We start from the raw sequence: 1,531 nt of genomic DNA on the forward strand, positions 1-1,531 counted from the left end.
AGCGAGTAGAGGAAGAACTTGACCGCCGCGTACTGCCGCCGGGCGCCGCCGTACGAGCCGATGATGAAGTACATCGGCACCAGCATGACCTCGAAGAACACGTAGAACAGGAACACGTCGGCGGCCGCGAAGACGCCGATCATCGTGCACTCGAGGGCGAGCAGCAGGGCGAAGTACGTCGGCACCGACCGCTGGGTCTCGTCGACGTCGTTCCAGGAGGCCAGGATCACCGCCGGCACCAGGATCGCGATCAGCATGAGCATCACCAGGGCGATGCCGTCCGCCGCGAACGTGAAGCGCGCGTCCCAGGTGGGGATCCACTGGTAGGACTCGCGGAACTGGAAGCGGTCGCCGCCCGCCTCGAAGACGATCCACATGACGACGCTCAGCGCGAGCACCGCCAGCGACCAGCCCAGGGCGATCGTCTTGGCCAGTTGGCCCTTGGTCTTCGGGATGAAGGCCACCACCGCCGCGCCCAGCAACGGGAACAGCGTCAGGATGGACAGGAACGGAAAGTCGGTCACGCCAACCATCCCAACTGGATCGCGAGGAAGGCACCGACGACCAGAACTACGCCGGTGAGCATGGACAACGCGTACGAGCGGACGAAACCGGTCTGCAGCCGGCGCAGGCGACCCGAGCTGCCGCCGACAGCGGCCGCGAGGCCGTTCACCGCGCCGTCGATGCCCTTGTTGTCGAGGAAGACCAGCGCGCGGGTCAGGTAGATGCCCGGCCGCTCGAAGACCGCCTCGTTGAAGGCGTCGGTGTAGAGGTTGCGGCGGGCGGCGGTGACCAGCACACCGGCCGGCTCCGCCTCCTTGGCGGTGCCGTTGCGGAACAGCGCCCAGGCCAGCCCGGCACCGAGCACCGTGACGATCAGGGACAGTGCGGTGATCACCCCGTGTGAGAGCACCGCGTGGTGCTCTGGGCCCTCGGGGCCGAAGGTCGGCTCCAGCCAGTCGGGAACGCTGGTGGACATCAGCCACCCGGCCCCGATCGAGCCCAGCGCCAGCAGCATCAGCGGGACGGTCATGATGAACGGCGACTCGTGCGGCTCGTGGATGTCCTCGGTCCAGCGCTTCGGGCCGTGGAAGACCAGGACGAACAGCCGCGTCATGTAGAAGGCGGTGAGGCCGGCGCCGAGCAGGGCCGCCGTGCCGTACAGCCAGGAGGTCCAGTCGCCGCGCTCGAAGGCCGCCGCGATGATCGGCTCCTTGGAGAAGTAGCCGGACAGCGGCGGGATGCCGATGATGGCGAGCCAGCCCATCATGAAGGTGATCCAGGTGTACGGCATGTGCTTACGCAGCCCGCCGAACCGCCGGATGTCGACCTGGTCGTGCATCCCGTGCATGACCGAGCCGGCGCCGAGGAACATGTTGGCCTTGAAGAAGCCGTGCGCGAGCAGGTGGATGATGGCCAGCGCGTACGCGCCGCCGCCCAGCCCGACGCCGAGGAACATGTAGCCGATCTGGCTGACCGTCGACCAGGCCAGGACGCGCTTGATGTCGTCCTTGGCGGCGCCGATGACGCA

General features: G+C 67.7%; 2 protein-coding genes. Both read right to left on the minus strand.

Annotation, left to right across the window (positions count from 1 at the left end):
* A partial coding sequence (locus tag DMB66_RS59040) for a proton-conducting transporter membrane subunit (protein WP_305028269.1) occupies window positions 1–524 on the minus strand: 524 nt, incomplete at its 3' end.
* The coding region (locus DMB66_RS59045) for a proton-conducting transporter membrane subunit (RefSeq protein ID WP_305028273.1) at window positions 521–1,531 on the minus strand (1,011 nt) is incomplete at its 5' end. The genes DMB66_RS59040 and DMB66_RS59045, both read right to left, overlap by 4 nt.

Source organism: Actinoplanes sp. ATCC 53533 (assembly GCF_003947245.1).